The organism is Mesorhizobium sp. M7A.F.Ca.US.011.01.1.1, assembly GCF_003998295.1.
Lineage (GTDB): Bacteria > Pseudomonadota > Alphaproteobacteria > Rhizobiales > Rhizobiaceae > Mesorhizobium.
The window spans coordinates 84,768-102,160 of sequence record NZ_RZRT01000013.1 but is presented as its reverse complement, the minus strand read 5'-3'; the positions used below and the strand labels follow the sequence as shown (position 1 = coordinate 102,160).

12 protein-coding genes and 1 pseudogene are annotated in these 17,393 nt (G+C 59.7%); 11 read left to right on the top strand and 2 right to left on the bottom strand.

Annotation, left to right across the window (positions count from 1 at the left end; genetic code table 11):
* Positions 1 to 799: 799 nt before the first annotated feature.
* Positions 800 to 1,063, top strand: a pseudogene (locus EOA13_RS15710) (transposase domain-containing protein); the annotation flags it as partial.
* 47 nt (positions 1,064 to 1,110) lie between these two features.
* Here the strand turns inward: EOA13_RS15710 and EOA13_RS15705 are convergent.
* Positions 1,111 to 1,692, bottom strand: coding sequence for a DUF305 domain-containing protein (locus EOA13_RS15705; RefSeq protein WP_127293844.1), 582 nt, complete (start codon positions 1,690 to 1,692; stop codon positions 1,111 to 1,113).
* Between the two features lie 118 nt (positions 1,693 to 1,810).
* Here EOA13_RS15705 and EOA13_RS15700 point away from each other — a divergent pair, with 118 nt between their 5' ends.
* From EOA13_RS15700 to EOA13_RS15655, 10 genes are all read left to right on the top strand, one after another.
* Entirely contained in the window at positions 1,811 to 2,074 is a 264-nt protein-coding gene (locus tag EOA13_RS15700; RefSeq protein WP_127293842.1) for a hypothetical protein, read from the top strand.
* A gap of 1,935 nt (positions 2,075 to 4,009) precedes the next feature.
* The gene (locus EOA13_RS15695) at positions 4,010 to 4,576 is read left to right on the top strand and encodes a hypothetical protein (RefSeq protein WP_127293840.1); all 567 of its coding nucleotides are present in this window, start codon (positions 4,010 to 4,012) and stop codon (positions 4,574 to 4,576) included.
* A 58-nt stretch (positions 4,577 to 4,634) separates the two neighbouring features.
* Complete coding sequence (locus EOA13_RS15690; protein ID WP_127293838.1) at positions 4,635 to 5,039, top strand: response regulator; 405 nt, start codon at positions 4,635 to 4,637, stop codon at positions 5,037 to 5,039.
* A gap of 696 nt (positions 5,040 to 5,735) precedes the next feature.
* Positions 5,736 to 6,572 (top strand): universal stress protein, encoded by an 837-nt coding sequence (locus EOA13_RS15685; protein WP_127293904.1) that lies wholly within the window; start codon positions 5,736 to 5,738, stop codon positions 6,570 to 6,572.
* 11 nt (positions 6,573 to 6,583) lie between these two features.
* Positions 6,584 to 8,185, top strand: a complete 1,602-nt coding sequence (locus EOA13_RS15680; protein ID WP_127293836.1) for an MBL fold metallo-hydrolase — start codon at positions 6,584 to 6,586, stop codon at positions 8,183 to 8,185.
* Positions 8,186 to 8,309: 124 nt separating this feature from the next.
* Positions 8,310 to 10,733 (top strand): phosphoketolase family protein, encoded by a 2,424-nt coding sequence (locus EOA13_RS15675; protein WP_127293834.1) that lies wholly within the window; start codon positions 8,310 to 8,312, stop codon positions 10,731 to 10,733.
* 7 nt (positions 10,734 to 10,740) lie between these two features.
* On the top strand, positions 10,741 to 11,949 hold the full coding sequence (locus EOA13_RS15670; RefSeq protein WP_127293832.1) for an acetate/propionate family kinase: 1,209 nt from the start codon (positions 10,741 to 10,743) through the stop codon (positions 11,947 to 11,949).
* Entirely contained in the window at positions 11,949 to 14,573 is a 2,625-nt protein-coding gene (locus EOA13_RS15665) for a cation-translocating P-type ATPase (RefSeq protein WP_245490389.1), read from the top strand. The genes EOA13_RS15670 and EOA13_RS15665 overlap by 1 nt, the downstream gene beginning before the upstream one ends.
* A gap of 358 nt (positions 14,574 to 14,931) precedes the next feature.
* Positions 14,932 to 15,588 carry a DUF6064 family protein gene (locus tag EOA13_RS15660; RefSeq protein WP_127293830.1) on the top strand — a complete coding sequence of 219 codons (657 nt, stop codon included), beginning with the start codon at positions 14,932 to 14,934 and terminating at the stop codon, positions 15,586 to 15,588.
* A 128-nt stretch (positions 15,589 to 15,716) separates the two neighbouring features.
* Complete coding sequence (locus EOA13_RS15655; protein WP_127293828.1) at positions 15,717 to 16,787, top strand: AI-2E family transporter; 1,071 nt, start codon at positions 15,717 to 15,719, stop codon at positions 16,785 to 16,787.
* Here the strand turns inward: EOA13_RS15655 and EOA13_RS15650 are convergent.
* Positions 16,784 to 17,311 (bottom strand): GNAT family N-acetyltransferase, encoded by a 528-nt coding sequence (locus tag EOA13_RS15650; RefSeq protein WP_127293826.1) that lies wholly within the window; start codon positions 17,309 to 17,311, stop codon positions 16,784 to 16,786. The genes EOA13_RS15655 and EOA13_RS15650 overlap by 4 nt on opposite strands.
* Positions 17,312 to 17,393: the final 82 nt, after the last annotated feature.

The window sequence follows — 17,393 nt, the reverse complement described above, 5'->3', positions numbered from 1 at the left end:
AAACCATCCGAGGGGCCCAATCCAGATCGGCGTCCAATTTTGCACGCCGATTCACATATCCGCACGCGCATCCGCCCCAGCAGAACGACGCCTATCCTCGCCCAGCTCGGACAGCCGGCTGCTGCCACAGGAGGGAGAAAGCACGGCGCCGGCACGATGACCCGCTCGCGCGGCAGGTGCTCGGGAGCGGCTTCCTGGCTGGCCCGCAGTATTCCTCGCGTCCGCAGAGCGCCTGATAGGGCGCGCAGTTTCTTCATCGCCCTGGCGTTTTGTACTCCATCTTGGCTCATTTCTGTGATTCCACCGTGGTTATGGAAGCTGCCGTTCGCCCCTTCCTGACGCGTTCGAAGGCGGTGACTGTCGCGGTCTTCTGGCTGCGACTTCGGCTGCAAGATCGTCCTCGGCCGCATCGGCTTCCAGCTCTTCGAGCTACAGTTCCATCTGGTCGAGCAGCGGGTACGCTCAGCGCTGCGCCGAACTCCTCGCGCTGGAACTTGGCGATCTGCAACTTGAGGTGCGAGATTACCGCCTCGGTACGCTCTCCCTAGCATGGGCATTGGCGAGCTTGGCCACGGCCTCATTAACCCGCTGGGTCGCACTAGCCAGCAGCGCCTTGAGCGCTTCGATATCGTGTCACCGAGACGACTGAGGTGATCCCCCGCGCCTGAAGGTCATCCAGACCATACGAGAAGCTCTCCTGTCGGGACTGCGAGGCGATCACCAAGCCGCCGGCTCCGTTTCACGTAGTGCCGCGTGGCTGGGCGGGCCCCAGCTTCCTCGCCATGAGGCCATCAACGGCGGCAGGGTCCGCCTGACGAACAACGCGGCCGAACGTGCCCTGCGCCGCTTGCCACTTGGTCGGAGGCACGGCTGTTCTGCGGTTTCGACCGTGGCGGACAGCGTGCAGCCGTGCTCTACACGATGATCCAGACCGCCTGGCTGAACGACGTTGATCCAGAGGCTTGGCTCGCCGATGTTCTCGCTCGCATAGCCGACCAGCCGATCCATCAACTCGATCAGTGCGTGGAACTGGCGGCACCGCCAAGCTGCGGTTGCCGACTGAGCACTGGATCGTGTCCTTCTTTGAGGGGCGACAGGGTTAGCCTCCGCCTACAGCGGCTTTTCCTCCAGCAACTTGCCGCTCAACAACTCTCGAGCCTCGCTCGCGCCCTCGCTCTTCAGAGTCGCAGGACCGGCATCCAACGGGTCGTTACCACGCCTACCATGCTGCTCGATATCCTCGATCAGCATTTGCATTTCGGCAATTTCCTTCACCTGATCGCGAGTAATCCTGTCCGCCAAATAGCGCACCCGCGGATCACGAATGTCAGCCTGTCGCGCGTTGTTGATGGCTATGGAGTGATGAGGAATCATCGCCTTCATGAAGTCCGTGTCACCTATAAGCGCTTGGCTGCGGTTCACCACCAGCAGGGCCACGCCTCCGATAATCGCCACCGCAAGTACAGCAATTTTCGCGACCTCTGGTTGGTACATGCGCCACATGAAGGCCAACATTACCGCTGTCATGACGCAGCCCATCACCAACGAGGAAATGAGCCGGGTCAAGCTGAACAGCATGTGGTCCCAACTGTAAACCAGTTGGTACATCAGGAAGAACATGATGACTGTCGAGGTGATGATCATCGCGGCGAAGCGGCTCCACCCCATGCTCATCCCCTGGTGCTGATCCATCGCGGCCTCCTATTGATCCAGACGCTAAACGGATTAGGCGGCCCTTGGTTCATCAGCGGCTGTCGCTACCCCTGATGTGCGGTTTTCACCGATGGCTACGACTGTTTGGAGGTTTGGCGTGTTCACGTGGAACGAGTTTCAGCACTGGGTCCGCCAGGTTTCACCTGCGCGCCCCACTTCCAATATGCAACGACTGAGGCTTCGTCGCTTCAGAGCATGGCTGACGCCAAAGCCTTGTCCAACCGACACCGACGACGACGGCATGAAAGACATCGACCTCGTTCGTCATCGCAGGCCTCTCGCGCACAAGTCGAAATTGTCCGAGATTAAGGCCCAGCTCGAAGACACGATGACAATCGCTGCGCCCGAAACGGCGGTGTAGGTCAGCGCAGATGCCTCGTTAAACCCTAAGAAAAATGGGCATCCCATCAAGCATAGTCCAAGTGCGAGTTGGAACCACTCCTTCCACCGATGTGGGCTCGCGAGCCCTGATATCCCGAAGATTGAAATCAGAAAGCCGACAATTGAGATTGTCAAACCCGCTGTCGTCGTGGCCGGTACAAGCCATGTGGCGAAATAAACAAATAGCCCGGCAATGGTTATGGGCCAGTCCTGCCACCTGTGATCGTTCATAGCGGATTCCGAGAACTCGTCTCCCCAGTTTTCAAGCAGTTACAGGCTAAGGCCCCTCGCTCTCAAGGTCGTTGACTTGGATCAAAGTCCCTGATCCGTGGGATGCCCATCGGAGTTGCGGCACCGGGACCACCCGAAGCCGCGAACCGACAGGAAGCAATTCTAAAATGCATTCATTCCGAACCGGCCTCGTCCTCCCGAGCTAACGTGGAATAACGAAACGAGCCAGCAATTGGACGTAGTTAACGGGCGGCGATAATTCCTGAGCACAAAGCGCCGAAGCGGTTCGTGAATCTACAGGTTTCTCTACTTCGATCGGGATCGTAGTGACAGGGCCAGCGCGTAAAAGTTCAAAGTTGGCAGCTACGACATTGGACCTTGGGTCCTTCCCTGCATCACAAGCGGACCCACTGCTCGTGGCCACCAATGAGACGTTGGTATATTGAGAGCAGAGGCGGTCCTGGCGCAAATGAGACAAACGCTGCGAGCAGCATCGCTAGTTGTGAACAGTCGTATTCCGAGCAATATCATATCCGGCAAACGGCCGGTCAGCTTTGCCCTTGGTCAAGCTGCAGTTGTCAATCACGCGTGAACCCGGATGCCAGAAGACCGTGGGTCGATTTCCACGCTGCCGAACTCGACGGGCAAGACGTCAAGGATCAGTCTCAAGCCGAAGTTTTGGTCAAGTTTGAAAGGAACCGGAGGGCCACCGCCCTCATGCCAATCGATTACCAGACCGCTGTTCGTAGTCTCCCATCGATAGTAATCGTTCCCGTCGCGTTCGAAAGCGCGCCGAACTTCGCAGCGTGTGCATAGTTCAGACGAGTGCAGGCGGCACATTGAGACGCGCGGGGAGGCGCACGTCACCCCCATTGATCTCGAATCTGGACGCGCTGAAAAGTTTTCTGGGCAGGCTTGCCGCCCTGGCGAGCCGTCGGGTGTCCTCGCTGGCCGGGTTCCCCGGAAGGTCTGGTGGGCGATACCCTGGACCACGGCAAGCATGTTCTTCACCGTGATTGAGTTCGGCCATAGCAGATCCCGTTGGGTCTCCGGCCGTTTCCATCGCTGACGACCGAGGCGAATGGCATTAAGCCTTCGCTCGTCTGGATGGGGCTGATTCCAGTCTCGACGGGCACTTCGCTTCCATCCCTGCGTCAAGCGAAAATGTCCCTGTCGGCCCCCATGGGCCGCGCAAGGGGCGCCTGCCATAGGTTCCGCGAGAGAGGGGATGAGAGCTCCTAGTCTAAGCCGGGCTTTGCTCCTTGGTGTCGCTGATATCAGGCACAAAAAGCGGCTCGGCGTTGCGTTCGCCTACCTTCCTGGCGAGTGTCCGGCCAGGTCGTATCGATAGGCCTCAGACAAGACACGCCAAGCCAAAATTCATCACCCTGCGTCGTCGAAGAGCAAACATGGACCTTGCCGGCAGCCAAGACCGTCGCGGAGGCATCCAAGCCAGCTTCAAAGGCTTCCTGATTGGATCTGGGCCGGTACAGCCGGTCTGTCAGCACATAGCGAGCACTGAGCTCATCCAACCGATCCGCAAGCTTTTCCTTCTCCCCCTCCGCCTGCATCGCCGACACTCCCTGGCGAATGATTTGCACAACCTCATATAAAGGAGAATTGTGCGTTTTGAGAACCTGCGACCCGCAGGCGGGCTCCAAGCGAGGAGCAGGGCGAGCAAGAAATGGTGGCGAGCCAAAGAGACCACAGGGAAGAGCAACAAGCGCTGTTGGTCAAATTGGAACAACAGGGCTTTGCCTTCTGCTCGCGAGCTTTGCTGAACCACAGACCTGACTGCGCCCCTACCATAGCCCAAATGCGGAACCATCCGCACGGCCAGCCATTAGTCCCCATGGAACAAGCTGTGATCCTCGTCTTGGAGACTGACGTCCTTGTAAGGCATGAAATCTCGGAATTCCTGCGCGAGTGCGGCTTCCGAGTCATTGAAGGGGCCACCCGGGAGGAAGTGATTAAGGTGCTTGAGGTGGCGGCTATCCAGCCCGATGTGTTGCTGGCCGAATTGTCTGACTCGGCAGCTAATTTTGAGCTTTCTCAACACGTTCGAGAAAATTACCCTGGTATCGGAATCCTGCTTTCTGGCTCGATCAGCGCATCGGCCAAGAAGGCCGTGGAGCTCTGTCACGGAGGTCCAAATCCTAAAAAACGCGATTATACCGTCCTTGAAAGACGGATCCGCGCTTTGCTTGCCCAGCAAACCCAAAGTAGGGAGCCTGATCAGAAGGTTGGCTGATGGGAACCGAAAGCGGCGAAATGGGTTTAGTGGATGAAAGGGGTAGGGGAGCTGAATCTTGATAGGGCGACATGTCATTTTAGTTGTTGAAGACGAAATCATCATTCGAATGGACACTGCTGAACAGCTTCGCGAGATGGGTTTTGAGGTGGTGGAAGCCAGTCATGCCGCCGAAGCGCTTCAGGTTTTCCAGAGCCACATTCCCGTATCGCTGCTATTCACAGATGTGCAGATGCCGGGAGCGATGAACGGGCTCTCTCTTGCGAATTGGACCCTCCAAAACAGGCCGGGTGTCGTCGTGTCGATAACGTCTGGCTCTGAAGAGATGCTCGCGAAAGCCCGGGCCATCCGAGATAAGCAGTTGGTATTTTCCAAACCGTACGATGCAAAGGTGATAGGCAGGTTTTTTCTGAACCTGCTGGGGCCGCCTCCTCATAGTTTGCGATCCGGCAATGCCGGCTGAAGTCAATCCATAAACTCCCAAAGGGGGACAGTCCGGGTCATTCGCGGATTTCTGCTGGGTTACTCCAGCAGTCCGTCAGCCGGACCGGCGAGGTGTGGAAGCGCTCTGCTTGCTGATCGATCCTGAGCACTCTTGCGGGGACGTGCCCCCGCACGCCGTCGTGAGCTTAGCTATCCGGAAGGTTCTATACGGCCACAATCAAGGCTATGGCCGTGCGCCGACATTCCTGCTGCTGATCGGCTACGAACAGGTCCGCTCTGTCGCAGCAGTGATTGCCGATGACATGGCCGCTGCCATTGCATCATTGCGCCGGCACTGGCTTCGGACACAGGCTGGCCTCTGGCGTGGGTCGTTGGAGGCCTGTTGGATTGCTCGCGGCGGGAGTTATCTCGTCGCATGTCGGTTCTTTGATCGAGCAGCGCAGGATGGGCTGTTGAAGCTTGCTGCAGGCCCGTGGCGCCTCGCAGTCGAAGCGGCTGAGAAGACGCTCCGGTCTATGCCACCGAGAAAATCTAGGGTTTCTCGACGTGGCCTCCATGCCAATTGGCATCCCGAGTTGGTAGCCGGCTCGGCTTGGCCAATTGCTGCCTCAGCATACGAACCGCATTGCGCTGGGTCAAAGTTCGTCTCGTCTATTGCGACTACAAGATGCTGCGAACGATGGCAGTTGGCCATCCGGCAATGGAGGCCATCCTAATGAAGCTGATCCTATCGCTGTACTTTGCGACCTATCCTGACGCCATCTCCTCGAAAATCGCGGCGAACTCGGTTGCTCTCGCCAAGCAGATCGATGCCTCGCTTCATGCCGTTGCCATCAATGTCGACATTCCGGACGTTTCGAACGCGCTCTCAAACTATTTGCTAGATCTTCCCTACAAGATACAAGAGGTCGAGGCGACCAGTCGCAAGCGCAGCAAAGTTCTCCTCGAGGCAATTGCCCAAGAAGCCGAACAAGGTGGTGTGTCCCTCACCACGCAGGAGTTGACCGCGCCACCGGCCTTGATGGGCGATCTTGCCGCGAAGCATTCCCGCTATTCCGATATCTGCCTGGTTGGTTGGGCGCCTGCCGACCAGACGGCGCGAATGATAGCCGAGGGGATCCTATTCGGCTCGGGTCGACCGACCCTGCTTCTTCCCGACTCCACGGACCTTGGGGCCCTTGGACATGTGGTTATCGCCTGGGACGGCAGCCGAGTGGCCGCACGGGCTGTTGCCGATGTGAGGGCTTTTCTCGAACGTGCGTCCAGGATCACCGTTGTGACCGTGACCGACGAGAAGCCGCTTCCTGGAGAGGGCATCGGCGAGCGCCTTGCGCTGGGCTTGAGGACCCGTGGTCTGGTGGCCGAGGCTGTCTCTATCCAGGCAGGGGACAGTTCAATCGGAACGGCGCTTCAGGAGCATGCTCTCAAGATCGGCGGCAATCTGCTTGTCATGGGCGGATACGGCCACTCCCGCGTCAGGGACTTCGTGCTTGGCGGAGCCACCGAAGGCATTCTCGCGGATCTTCGCCTGCCTGTCGTGCTGTCGCATTAGGTCGTCCTGAGATGAGAGGCGACACGGATCCTATCCTGCGTTTCCATGGCGCAGCCCATGGCGTCACCGGCTCATGCTATGAGATCGAGACGCCGCATTCGCGCATCCTCATCGACTGTGGCCTGTTCCAGGGGTCAAAGTCCGAACGGGAATTAAACTATGGGGCGTTCCCGTTTCCCCCGGACGCGATTGACGCTGTCATCCTGACGCACGCGCATATCGATCACAGCGGCCTTCTGCCTAAACTGGTCAAACAGGGCTTTTCTGGTCCAATCCATACGACCCGCGCCACCATCGATCTTTGCTCGGTCATGCTGCCGGACTCGGCGCATATCCAGGAAATGGAGGTCGAGCACCTGAACCGTCGCAACGCGCAGCGCGGGCGCCCACCCGTCGAGCCGATCTACGGCCAGCAGGATGCGGCCGCGTGCATGACATTGTTTCGGGCTTTGGAATATGGCGAATGGACCGCCATCACCGATGGCGTTCGCGGCCGCTTCTGGAATGCTGGTCATCTGCTTGGTTCGGCATCGGTAGAGCTGGAGATCGACCGGGGTGATGCACCGCTGCGCATCATATTCTCGGGCGACATCGGTCCAGGCCACAAGCTGCTTCAGACCGATCCCGTGGGGCCGGCAGGCGTTGACTATCTGATCTGCGAGTCGACCTATGGCGACCGTGACCGGCCGGACGTTTCGCCCGAACAGCGGCGATTCCAGCTCGGTGACATCGTGCGTGGCGCCGCGGAGGCCGGCGGCCCCCTCATCATTCCGTCCTTCGCCGTCGAGAGGACGCAAGAACTGCTGGTTGATCTGTATTTGCTCATGCAAGCGGGGCAGGTGCCGTCAGCTCCGGTCTTCGTAGACTCGCCGCTGGCAACACGCGCCAGTGCGATTTTCGAGCGGCATGCCAACGAGATCGAACAGGGTGACGTGCTGCGCCAGGCGCTCAACTCGAAGGAGCTGCGCTTCACGGAGACGGTGGAACAGAGCAAGGCGATCAACCGCCTGAGCGGCTTCTTCGTGGTGATCGCCGCCAGCGGCATGTGCGATGCGGGTCGAATCCGCCATCATCTCAAGGCCAATCTCTGGCGCCGGAACGCCACGGTGATGATGGCCGGATACCAGGCCCAAGGGTCGCTTGGCAGGATTTTGCTCGACGGCGCACAGCGCGTGCGTATCCAGGGTGAGGAAGTCGAGGTCAAGGCACGCATTTGCCTGTTCGACCTCTATTCCGGCCACGCCGACGCCAGCGAACTGGTCGCCTGGCTCAAGGCTCGAGCTCCGGTGAAGCATGCGGCTTTCCTGACACATGGCGAGGATGCTGGGCTCGGTGGCCTCAGCGAGCGGCTGCGAGGGTTGATCCCTTTTGACAGGATCATCGTGCCGATGCTGGATGACGCCTTCCGATTGACGCCCGGCGGCAGTTTGCCGGTTGAGCTCAATGAGCCGCGCCGTCTGAGGCCGGAAAAGGTCGCCCGCCTCGACTGGCACAACGATCTTTCCAAGCTTCTTCTGGACATCAACGAGACGGTCAGCGCCGCCGCCGACGAACGGGGTCGCGCAGCGGTCATCAGGCGCATGCGCAGGGCGCTTGAGGACAACGATGCATAGAGGGAGGCCACGAAGCGATGAACTGAAAGCGCGGGAACGCGTTTGTGTCCATTCGCTGCAGATCGACGAACACAGGCGCATGTCGCGGTCCGGCGACAGTCGCCAATAGGCAATGGAGTCAGACATGACCGAGCATACGACTGTACCAGCTTCCGGGGGCCGGCTGGCCGACCGCGAACTGCACGATATCGATGCCTATTGGCGCGCCGCGAACTATCTGACGATCGGCCAGATCTACCTGCTCGACAATCCGCTGCTGCGCGAGCCGCTGCGGCTGGAGCACGTCAAGCCGCGCCTGCTCGGCCACTGGGGAACGTCGCCGGGGTTGAGTTTCATCTATGCGCACCTCAATCGCGCGATCCGGCTCAGGAACGCAAACGTGATCTATGTCTGCGGCCCCGGCCATGGTGGCCCGGCAATGGTGGCGAACACCTATCTTGAGGGCACCTACAGCGAGCTCAATCCAGACATCGAGATGAACGAGCAGGGGATGCGCAAGCTGTTCCGGCAGTTCTCGTTTCCCGGCGGTATACCGAGCCATGCAGCACCGGATGTGCCGGGCTCGATCCATGAGGGTGGCGAGTTGGGTTATTCGCTGTCGCACGCCTATGGCGCGGCCTTTGACAATCCGGATCTTGTGGTCGCCTGCGTCGTCGGTGACGGGGAGGCTGAAACGGGACCGCTGGCAGCCGCATGGCATTCCAACAAATTCCTCAACCCCGCGTGCGACGGGGCGGTTCTCCCGATCCTGCATCTGAACGGCTACAAGATCGCCAATCCAACCATTCTGGCCAGAATTCCCGAAGACGAATTGCGGGCGCTGTTCGTTGGCTATGGCTATGAGCCGCTCTTCGTCGAGGGGCACGATCCGGCATTGCTGCATGAGCGGATGGCCGAGGTGCTCGACGATGCGCTCGATCGCATCCAGGCCATCCAACATTCCGCGCGCAACGGCTCCGCCGCGACCGCGTCGCGACCGACATGGCCGATGATCGTGCTGCGCAGTCCCAAGGGCTGGACAGGGCCGAAAGAGGTGGACGGGCTGAAGACCGAGGGCTTCTGGCGCTCGCATCAGGTTCCCCTGTCGGGCCTGGCGGAAAACCCCGCCCATCTCAAGCTGCTCGAGGAGTGGCTGAAAAGCTACCGGCCCGAGGAACTGTTCGACGCCGCCGGCGCGCCGGTCGCCTCGATCCGTGCCACCGCACCCCACGCCACACGGCGCATGAGCGCAAACCCGCATGCCAATGGCGGTCTGCTGCGCCGATCCCTCGAACTGCCCGGTTTGCACGACCATTCCGTGGCCGTCGCACTGCCCGGCGCGGTTAAGGCCGAGTCAACGCGCGTGATGGGGAACTTCCTGCGTGACGTGATGAAGATGAACCAAGCCGCGAAGAACTTTCGCATCGTCGGCCCGGACGAGACCGCCTCGAACCGGCTTCAGGACGTGTTCGAGGTTACCGAGCGTGCCTGGATGGAAAAGATCCTGCCCGAAGACGTTCATCTTGGGCGCGAGGGCAGGGTTCTCGAAATCCTTTCCGAGCATAACTGTCAAGGTTGGCTCGAAGGCTATCTGCTGACTGGGCGGCACGGTCTATTCTCCTGCTACGAGGCGTTCATCCACATCATCGATTCCATGTTCAACCAGCATGCAAAATGGCTGGATGCCTGCCGCGACATTCCGTGGCGGCGGCCGATCGCGTCGCTGAACTATCTGTTGTCCAGCCATGTCTGGCATCAGGAACACAATGGCTTCAGTCACCAGGATCCCGGCTTCATCGACGTTGCCCTCAACAAGAAGGCCGACATCGTGCGGGTCTATCTGCCACCGGATGCCAACACCTTGCTGTGCGTCGCCGACCATGTGTTGCAGACCTGGAACCGCATCAACGTCATCGTCGCCGGCAAGCCGCCGTCATGGCAGTGGCTGTCCATGGACAAGGCGATCGTTCACTGCAGGGCGGGCATCGGCATATGGGACTGGGCTTCGACGGATAACGGGGCCGAGCCGGATGTGGTGATGGCTTGCGCCGGCGACGTGCCGACCCTCGAAACGCTGGCCGCGGTGCAGATCTTAAGGCGGCAGATTCCCGATCTCAGGCTTAGGGTGGTCAATGTCGTCGACCTGATGACCCTGCAACCCAAGGAATTTCACCCGCACGGTCTCTCGGATCGCGAATTCGACGCGCTGTTCACCACCGATAAGCCGGTCGTCTTTGCCTATCATGGCTATCCCTGGACCATCCATCGCCTGACCTATCGGCGCACCAACCACGACAACATTCATGTGCGCGGCTACAACGAGGAGGGCACGACGACGACGCCCTTCGACATGACAGTGCTCAACGGTCTCGATCGCTTTCATATCGTCCAAAGCGTCCTCGACTGGGTTCCGAAGCTGAAGCGCGTGCGGGTCGGTGTGAAGCAGGCGATGGACAGCAAGCTGCTTGAGCATCGAGCCTATATTCGCGTCCATGGTCAGGACATGCCGGAAATACTTGACTGGAAGTGGGGCCAGGACCTCGAAGTGGCGCCGACCAGCGTGGGTTGAGGGCGACATGACAGACGCCATCCTGGTCCTCAACGGTGGGTCCTCCAGCTTGAAGTTCGCTGTTTTCGATGGACGCGACGAACTTCCGCTTGTGCTGCGTGGCAATGTCGCTTCGCTCGGGCAACAACCACGGCTGCATGTCGAGGCCGTGGGCGATCAGCCGGTGATCGAAAGGAGCCTCGGCGGTGGTCCAATCGATATTGCTAAGGCATTCGCGACAGTAGCGTCCCTGCTCGCCGATCGCGATCTTCTGCATCGCATCGGCAGGGTCGGGCACAGGGTCGTTCATGGTGGCCGTGATTTTACGGAACCCACCCGGCTTGACGCGCGCGCGATCGAGGCACTGCGCCTGCTTGAGCCGCTGGCGCCGATCCATCAGCGGATCAATCTAGAGATTGTCGCACTGGCTGCCGGCCTGCTGCCGCATGCCCTGCAGGTCGGATGCTTCGACACGGCATTCCATTCGACCCGGCCAGCGGTCGCCAAGACTTATGGCCTTCCGCGCGCAATGACCGAGGCGGGTATCATTTCCTATGGTTTTCATGGGCTGTCCTACAGCCACATCGCTTCAAAACTGCGCGGCCGCTACGGCGCCGGCGCTGGCGGCCGGGCGATTGTCGCCCATCTCGGCAGCGGCGCGAGCCTGTGCGCCATGAATTGCGGGGTAAGCGTCGCAACGACGATGGGCTTTTCGACGCTGGACGGCCTTATCATGAGCACACGTTGCGGCGCGCTCGACCCGGGGGTCATCCTCCATTTGCTGCAGGACCGGAAGTTGTCGACCGATAGACTTGTCACGCTTCTGTATGAGCAATCCGGCCTGCTCGGCGTGTCGGGGATATCCGGTGACATGGTGACGCTGATCGGCTCAGACGATCGTGCCGCCGCCGAGGCCATCGACCTATTCGTCTATCGCATCGGGCGCGAGATCGGATCGCTGGCCGCCGCGCTGGGAGGTCTGGATACGCTGGTGTTCACGGCCGGCATCGGCGAAAACGCGCCGTTAATCCGTGAGAGGATCGGCGCCGCGGCCAGTTGGCTTGGCCTCGGTATCGACCATAACCGGAACCAGCGCGGTGAGGAAATCATCAGCTTTGCCGGTTCCAGCGTCGAGGTCCTGGTGATCCCCACGGATGAGGAAAGGGCGGTAGCCGCCCAGCTGTCCTCCGAGCTGCACCGGCACGAGCACCCGTCACCTGGGGGCCAAGAGGGCTGATGTCAGTGCTTGGCGAGCAGGAAATGCGCGATAGCGCGAGCAAGCGATCAGCGCAGGCCAGCGTGTCTCAATCACCCGCGGCGACGTTTCCCCCGCCTGGCCTCAGCGAAACCGAAGCGCAGGCAAGGCTTGTCGCCGAAGGCTTCAACGAATTGCCCAGGTCCGGTCGGCGCACGCCGTTGCGGATTACTTTCGAGGTCATGCGCGAACCGATGCTGGCGCTTCTATTGGGTGGAGGTGCCGTTTACCTGCTTCTTGGCGATCTGCAGGAGGCGTTGATCCTGCTTGCCTTTGCCACGTTGTCAGTGGGAATAACCATCGTTCAGGAAGCTCGGACAGAACGCGTTCTGGAGGCGTTGCGCGATCTGACAAGTCCCCGTGCCCTGGTGATACGCGACGGTGAACGCAAGCGCATTGCTGGTCGCGAGGTGGTGCGCGGCGATTTGGTCGTGCTGGGCGAGGGGGATCGGGTGCCGGCCGATGTTTTGCTAATCCAGAGCCGGGATCTCCAGACCGATGAATCTCTGCTGACTGGCGAATCCGTCCCGGTGCGCAAGATTGCGGCGAAAGTCGGCGACCCGCCGGGCGAGCGTCGACCAGGTGGCGATGACCTGCCTTTCGCATTTTCTGGATCACTCGTCGTTCGCGGTTCAGGCATCGGCGAAGTTCTGGCAACCGGGCCGCTAAGTCAAATCGGTGCGATCGGGCAATCGCTTAGCACCATGCAGACCGAAGCACCCCGCTTGCAGCGACAGACAAAACGCCTTGTCGCCATCTTCGCGCTGGTCGGCGGCGCGGTCAGTGTTCTCGCGGTCGTGCTTTATGGCCTGCTGCGCGGCGGATGGCTTGATGCGGTGTTGGCCGGTATTGCGCTCGGCATGTCGATGCTGCCCGAGGAATTTCCGATGGTGCTGACAATCTTCATGGCCATGGGCGCATGGCGCATCTCGCAGGCGCGCGTGCTCACCCGTCGTGCAGCGGCGATCGAGACCCTTGGCTCGGCAACGGTCCTTTGCACCGATAAGACCGGAACGCTGACCGAGAACCGCATGACAATTGCAGAACTGAGAACGCCCGATGGCGAACTGTTTCGCCTGCTGAACAACTCAAACACAGAGATGCCGGCGGCATTTGGGGAGATGGTCGAGATCGGCATGCTAGCCAGTGCCGAGATTCCCTTTGATCCGATGGAAAGGGCATTTCACAAACTCGCGCAGGAGCGATTGCCCAAGCGCGCAGACAGCACCGATCGGAAACTGGCCCGCGCCTATGGGTTGCGCCCTGAACTGTTGGCAATGTCGAATGCCTGGCAATCGTCGGCTGAAGGTGGCGACTGCCTGATTGCCGCCAAGGGTTCCCCGGAGGCCATCATCGCACTTTGCCGTCTACCTGCCGATCATGTCGCTTCGGTCAAGGGTGTTGTGGACGCCATGGCGACGGAAGGGCTGCGCGTCCTAGGCGTTGCGCGTTCCAGCCATGCAGGCGATCAACTGCCGGACAAGCAGACTGGTTTCGATTTCGAATTCGTCGGCCTCGTCGGGCTTGCCGATCCCCTGCGTTCAGGGGTTCCGGACGCGGTGAGCAATTGCCGCTCCGCCGGAATTAGAGTGGTCATGATTACCGGGGACTATCCCGCGACCGCGAGAGCAATCGCCAGGCAGGCTGGGCTCGATTTCAACGATGTCGTCTCCGGTGATGAGCTCAAGACACTGGATGACGCAGCCCTGTCGGCGCGCGTGAAAACCACATCGGTGTTCGCGCGGATCATGCCCGAGCAGAAACTGGCAATCGTCAGAGCCTTGAAGTCGAACGGCGAGATTGTCGCCATGACGGGAGACGGCGTCAACGATGCTCCGTCGCTGAAAGCCGCAAACATTGGCATTGCCATGGGCGGTCGCGGCACGGATGTCGCGCGCGAGGCGTCGTCCATCGTCCTCCTCGACGACGATTTCGGGTCGATAGTCAAAGCCATCCGGCTGGGCCGCCGCATCTACGACAACTTGCGCAAGGCAATGGGCTTCATTCTTGCCGTGCACGTGCCGATCGCCGGGCTGGCCCTGCTTCCATTGCTGTTTGGGCTTCCTATCCTGTTCGGGCCAATTCACATTGCCTTTCTGGAGATGGTGATCGATCCGGTCTGCTCATTGGTCTTTGAAGCAGAAACCGAGGAAGATGACACGATGAAGCGTCCGCCGCGGGATCCGGAAGCGGCGCTCTTCTCGCGCTCGTTGATCGCATGGAGCGTTGTGCAGGGCACGCTGGCGTTTGCTCTCGTCGCCGCTATTTTTCTTCTCTCCCTGCACTGGGGAATACCGGAAAATGAAATTCGCGCGCTGACATTCTTCTCGCTGGTGCTAACGATCGTCGGGCTGATTTTCGTCAACCGTACGTTCAGCGATTCACTGCTGATCTCATTGTTCCGTCCAAATCGATCGCTTGGTATCGTCGTCGTGGTGGTTGCTGCCGCACTGGGTGGGACACTTTTCTGGCCGCTCGCCAGTACTCTCTTTCAGTTTGGACCGCTGCATCTGGACGATCTCACCGTGACCCTTGCTGCCGGGATTGCGGTGTTGGTCTGCCTTGAGGTCCTGAAACATTTCTGGCGGGATGGGCTGAAAGCCTGAAACACTGGAAGTCGGACCGCGATGCCGATCGGTGCACGGACGCCTACCCCGCAGGGCCCGATGAGGCAAGAAATGTCGGAGCCATTTGGAGTAGCGCAAATGGTCAACATTGCCTCCAGACCTGCCAGGGATTGCAATTTGACGCGAAGCAAGACTTCCCACGATCTGGGAGACGACGCTGAAGGGACATTCATACGTCGTGGGCCGATGCAGGACCGGAATGAGAATGGCCCCATTCTTAAGTATGGCTGGGAGACGGGCCTTGAGTGAGAGCAAATTGGGCGGCCGCTGATTTGCGCCAGATCAAACGAGTGTCCTGTGACCACGGCTATGGTGATGCAGCCCGGAGATACACTCGATGTTGCCCTTCACGCGTGATCAGTTTCTCGCCAACCTGGTCGCATACAATGAAGCCATCTGGCCCGCGCAACTGTCTGCATTTGCCCTTGGCTTGCTTGCCGTGGCCCTGTTGTTTTGGCGACCGCAAATTGCGGATCGTCTGATCGCTGGCACCCTTGCAATCATGTGGCTGTGGACCGGAGTTCGATATCATTGGCTCCATTTTGCCGAGATCAACAAGGCCGCGCTTATCTTTGGCGGCCTCTTTGTCGCGCAGGGAGCCATGCTGGCCTATGTTGGTGTCGTCAGTAACGAACTGCGCTTCGGGCTGGGTTCTGGACCTGCAGCAAGCGTGGGAATTGGTTTAGTCGCCTATGCGGTCGTCCTTTACCCCCTCCTAGGCATCTGGACGGGTCACGCATATCCGCAAATGCCAGTGTTCGGTGTCACGCCCTGTCCGGTGACGATTTTCACCTTCGGTTTCTTCCTCTTCGCAAAGCCTCCTATGTCGCGGTGGTTGCTCGCGATCCCGTTCATCTGGTCGTTGATCGGAGGGAGTGCAGCGTTCCTCCTCGGCGTGCCGCAAGACTGGTTACTTCTCGTCAGCGGTGTTGTTGCAGTCCCGTTGGTGCTTGCCTGTCGCAGCGACATCAATTTGGAAGGTTTGAAATCTTGAGCTTGCCGATCCATCATCGCTGTCGGATTCAAGGTTTGCTAGGTACCACAGCGGTGAGGGGTATGACAGCGGAAGCTGCCCTTTTGTCAGGAAACCCGTTAGGCTCGCTTGGCTTGTGATGGCGCAAGATGCTCGGCCTTAAACAGTTGTCCGACATGAAACAATTGAGATTGCTTGGCGTCCTGGCGGCGACAGCGATCGGTCTATATGTATGCTATCTATTGGCGCTGCCGTTTTTGCCGGCATTGACTTGGGCGCTCGTGCTGGCAATCGTCCTTCTTCCGGCACATCTGAAGGTGGAGGCAAAGACCAGAAATCGGAATCTGGCAGCCCTGATATCGGTCAGCGTCGCGGCGGTTGCAGTCGGTCTGCCGCTCATCTTCGTGGCACAGCAACTCGTTCGCGAGGCGGCAAACGGAGCTACCTATCTAGAGGAGATTATCCGGGGCTGGAACCCAGATGGCTTCGTGTCGGACTATCCCAGGCTTGCGGGTGTTGCGGTGTGGATCAAGGATCGGCTCGATCCGGCTGGCTCAGTCGCCGCATTCGCGCAATGGCTGACGGGACAAAGCACATCGCTTTTGCGCGGCTCGATCAATCAGGTCGTGATGTTCGTCCTGACATTCTATCTTCTGTTCTATTTCCTGCGGGACCGCGAACGTGCCCTGCGATGGGTCGAGAGCCTTTCTCCCTTGCGCCGTCTTGAAACGGCATACGTACTGTCCCGCTTTGCAGAAACAGTACATGCGACTCTCATAGGCACCGTGTTCGTAGCCGCTGTCCAGGGAGCGCTGGGCGGCCTGATGTTCTGGTGGCTCGGCTTGGCCACTCCGGTCTTTTGGGGTCTGGTGATGGGACTTCTGGCCATCGTGCCGGTGCTCGGCGCATTCGTAATCTGGGTGCCGGCAGCGGTCTATCTCAGTCTGGAAGGCGCTTGGGCTCGCGCGGCGATGTTGACCATCTGGGGCGGCGTCATCGTGGCCGGCATCGACAACCTGCTCTATCCGATGCTTGTCGGGAGCCGGTTGCGGCTACACACGGTGGTGGCCTTCATAGGCGCGGTTGGTGGCATTGTCCTCTTCGGAGCATCCGGGCTCGTCCTCGGCCCCGCGGCGATAGCCGTCACCATCAGCCTCATCGATATCCTCAAGAAGCGATTGAACAACCCACCCAAGACGGAAGTGGCTCCCAACAGCTAGTCTGGCACTTTGCTTGGCAGCTCTCGCCGAACCAGGACAAGCGTGGGATCGTCAGGATAAGTTGTCACGGTGAATCCCATCTCGCGTTCAAGCTCGATGGCAGCGCGGTTTTCGCGGTTCTCGATCGACTCGATTGTTTCGAGGCCCAGCCTTTCAGCGTATTTCGCAATGTACGCGAGCAACTCCCAGCCGACGCCTAGATGCTTGCGATCCGCACGAATGCAAATCGCGACTTCTCCGTGCCGACGAGCCTGATCGGATGCCAGTGTTGCGACCGCGATCAGCTTTCCGTCGACTGAGAAGGCAAGAAAATTGTGTACCAGGGCATCATCGGAGCGTGTCATTGCGACGAGCCGCTCATGCGACACTTCCTTCACTCCGCCGAGAAAGCGAAATCGCAGGTCTTCGGGCGTCACATGGGTAAAGAATTCGGCCAGGATTGGCTCATCGTCTGCACACGCACGGCGCACCTCGAAGCGAAATCCGGTACGTGTGGTAAGAGTATTATTGCTGTCCGTAGTCATTTGCTGCCTGCAATCGTTAGAGCTGCTATTGGCGAGCGTGGCCGCTCACGGTCTGCGGCGCGCCTTAACCAATAGACGTTGC

Bases quoted from the DNA above. Each gene is read 5' to 3' on its own strand.
- EOA13_RS15665 (WP_245490389.1), top strand. From the start codon at position 11,949: ATGTCAGTGCTTGGCGAGCAGGAAATGCGCGATAGCGCGAGCAAGCGA.
- EOA13_RS15680 (WP_127293836.1), top strand. From the start codon at position 6,584: ATGAGAGGCGACACGGATCCTATCCTGCGTTTCCATGGCGCAGCCCAT.
- EOA13_RS15655 (WP_127293828.1), top strand. From the start codon at position 15,717: ATGCTCGGCCTTAAACAGTTGTCCGACATGAAACAATTGAGATTGCTT.
- EOA13_RS15685 (WP_127293904.1), top strand. From the start codon at position 5,736: ATGAAGCTGATCCTATCGCTGTACTTTGCGACCTATCCTGACGCCATC.
- EOA13_RS15670 (WP_127293832.1), top strand. From the start codon at position 10,741: ATGACAGACGCCATCCTGGTCCTCAACGGTGGGTCCTCCAGCTTGAAG.
- EOA13_RS15705 (WP_127293844.1), bottom strand. From the start codon at position 1,692: ATGGATCAGCACCAGGGGATGAGCATGGGGTGGAGCCGCTTCGCCGCG.
- EOA13_RS15675 (WP_127293834.1), top strand. From the start codon at position 8,310: ATGACCGAGCATACGACTGTACCAGCTTCCGGGGGCCGGCTGGCCGAC.
- EOA13_RS15650 (WP_127293826.1), bottom strand. From the start codon at position 17,311: ATGACTACGGACAGCAATAATACTCTTACCACACGTACCGGATTTCGC.
- EOA13_RS15660 (WP_127293830.1), top strand. From the start codon at position 14,932: ATGTTGCCCTTCACGCGTGATCAGTTTCTCGCCAACCTGGTCGCATAC.
- EOA13_RS15695 (WP_127293840.1), top strand. From the start codon at position 4,010: ATGGTGGCGAGCCAAAGAGACCACAGGGAAGAGCAACAAGCGCTGTTG.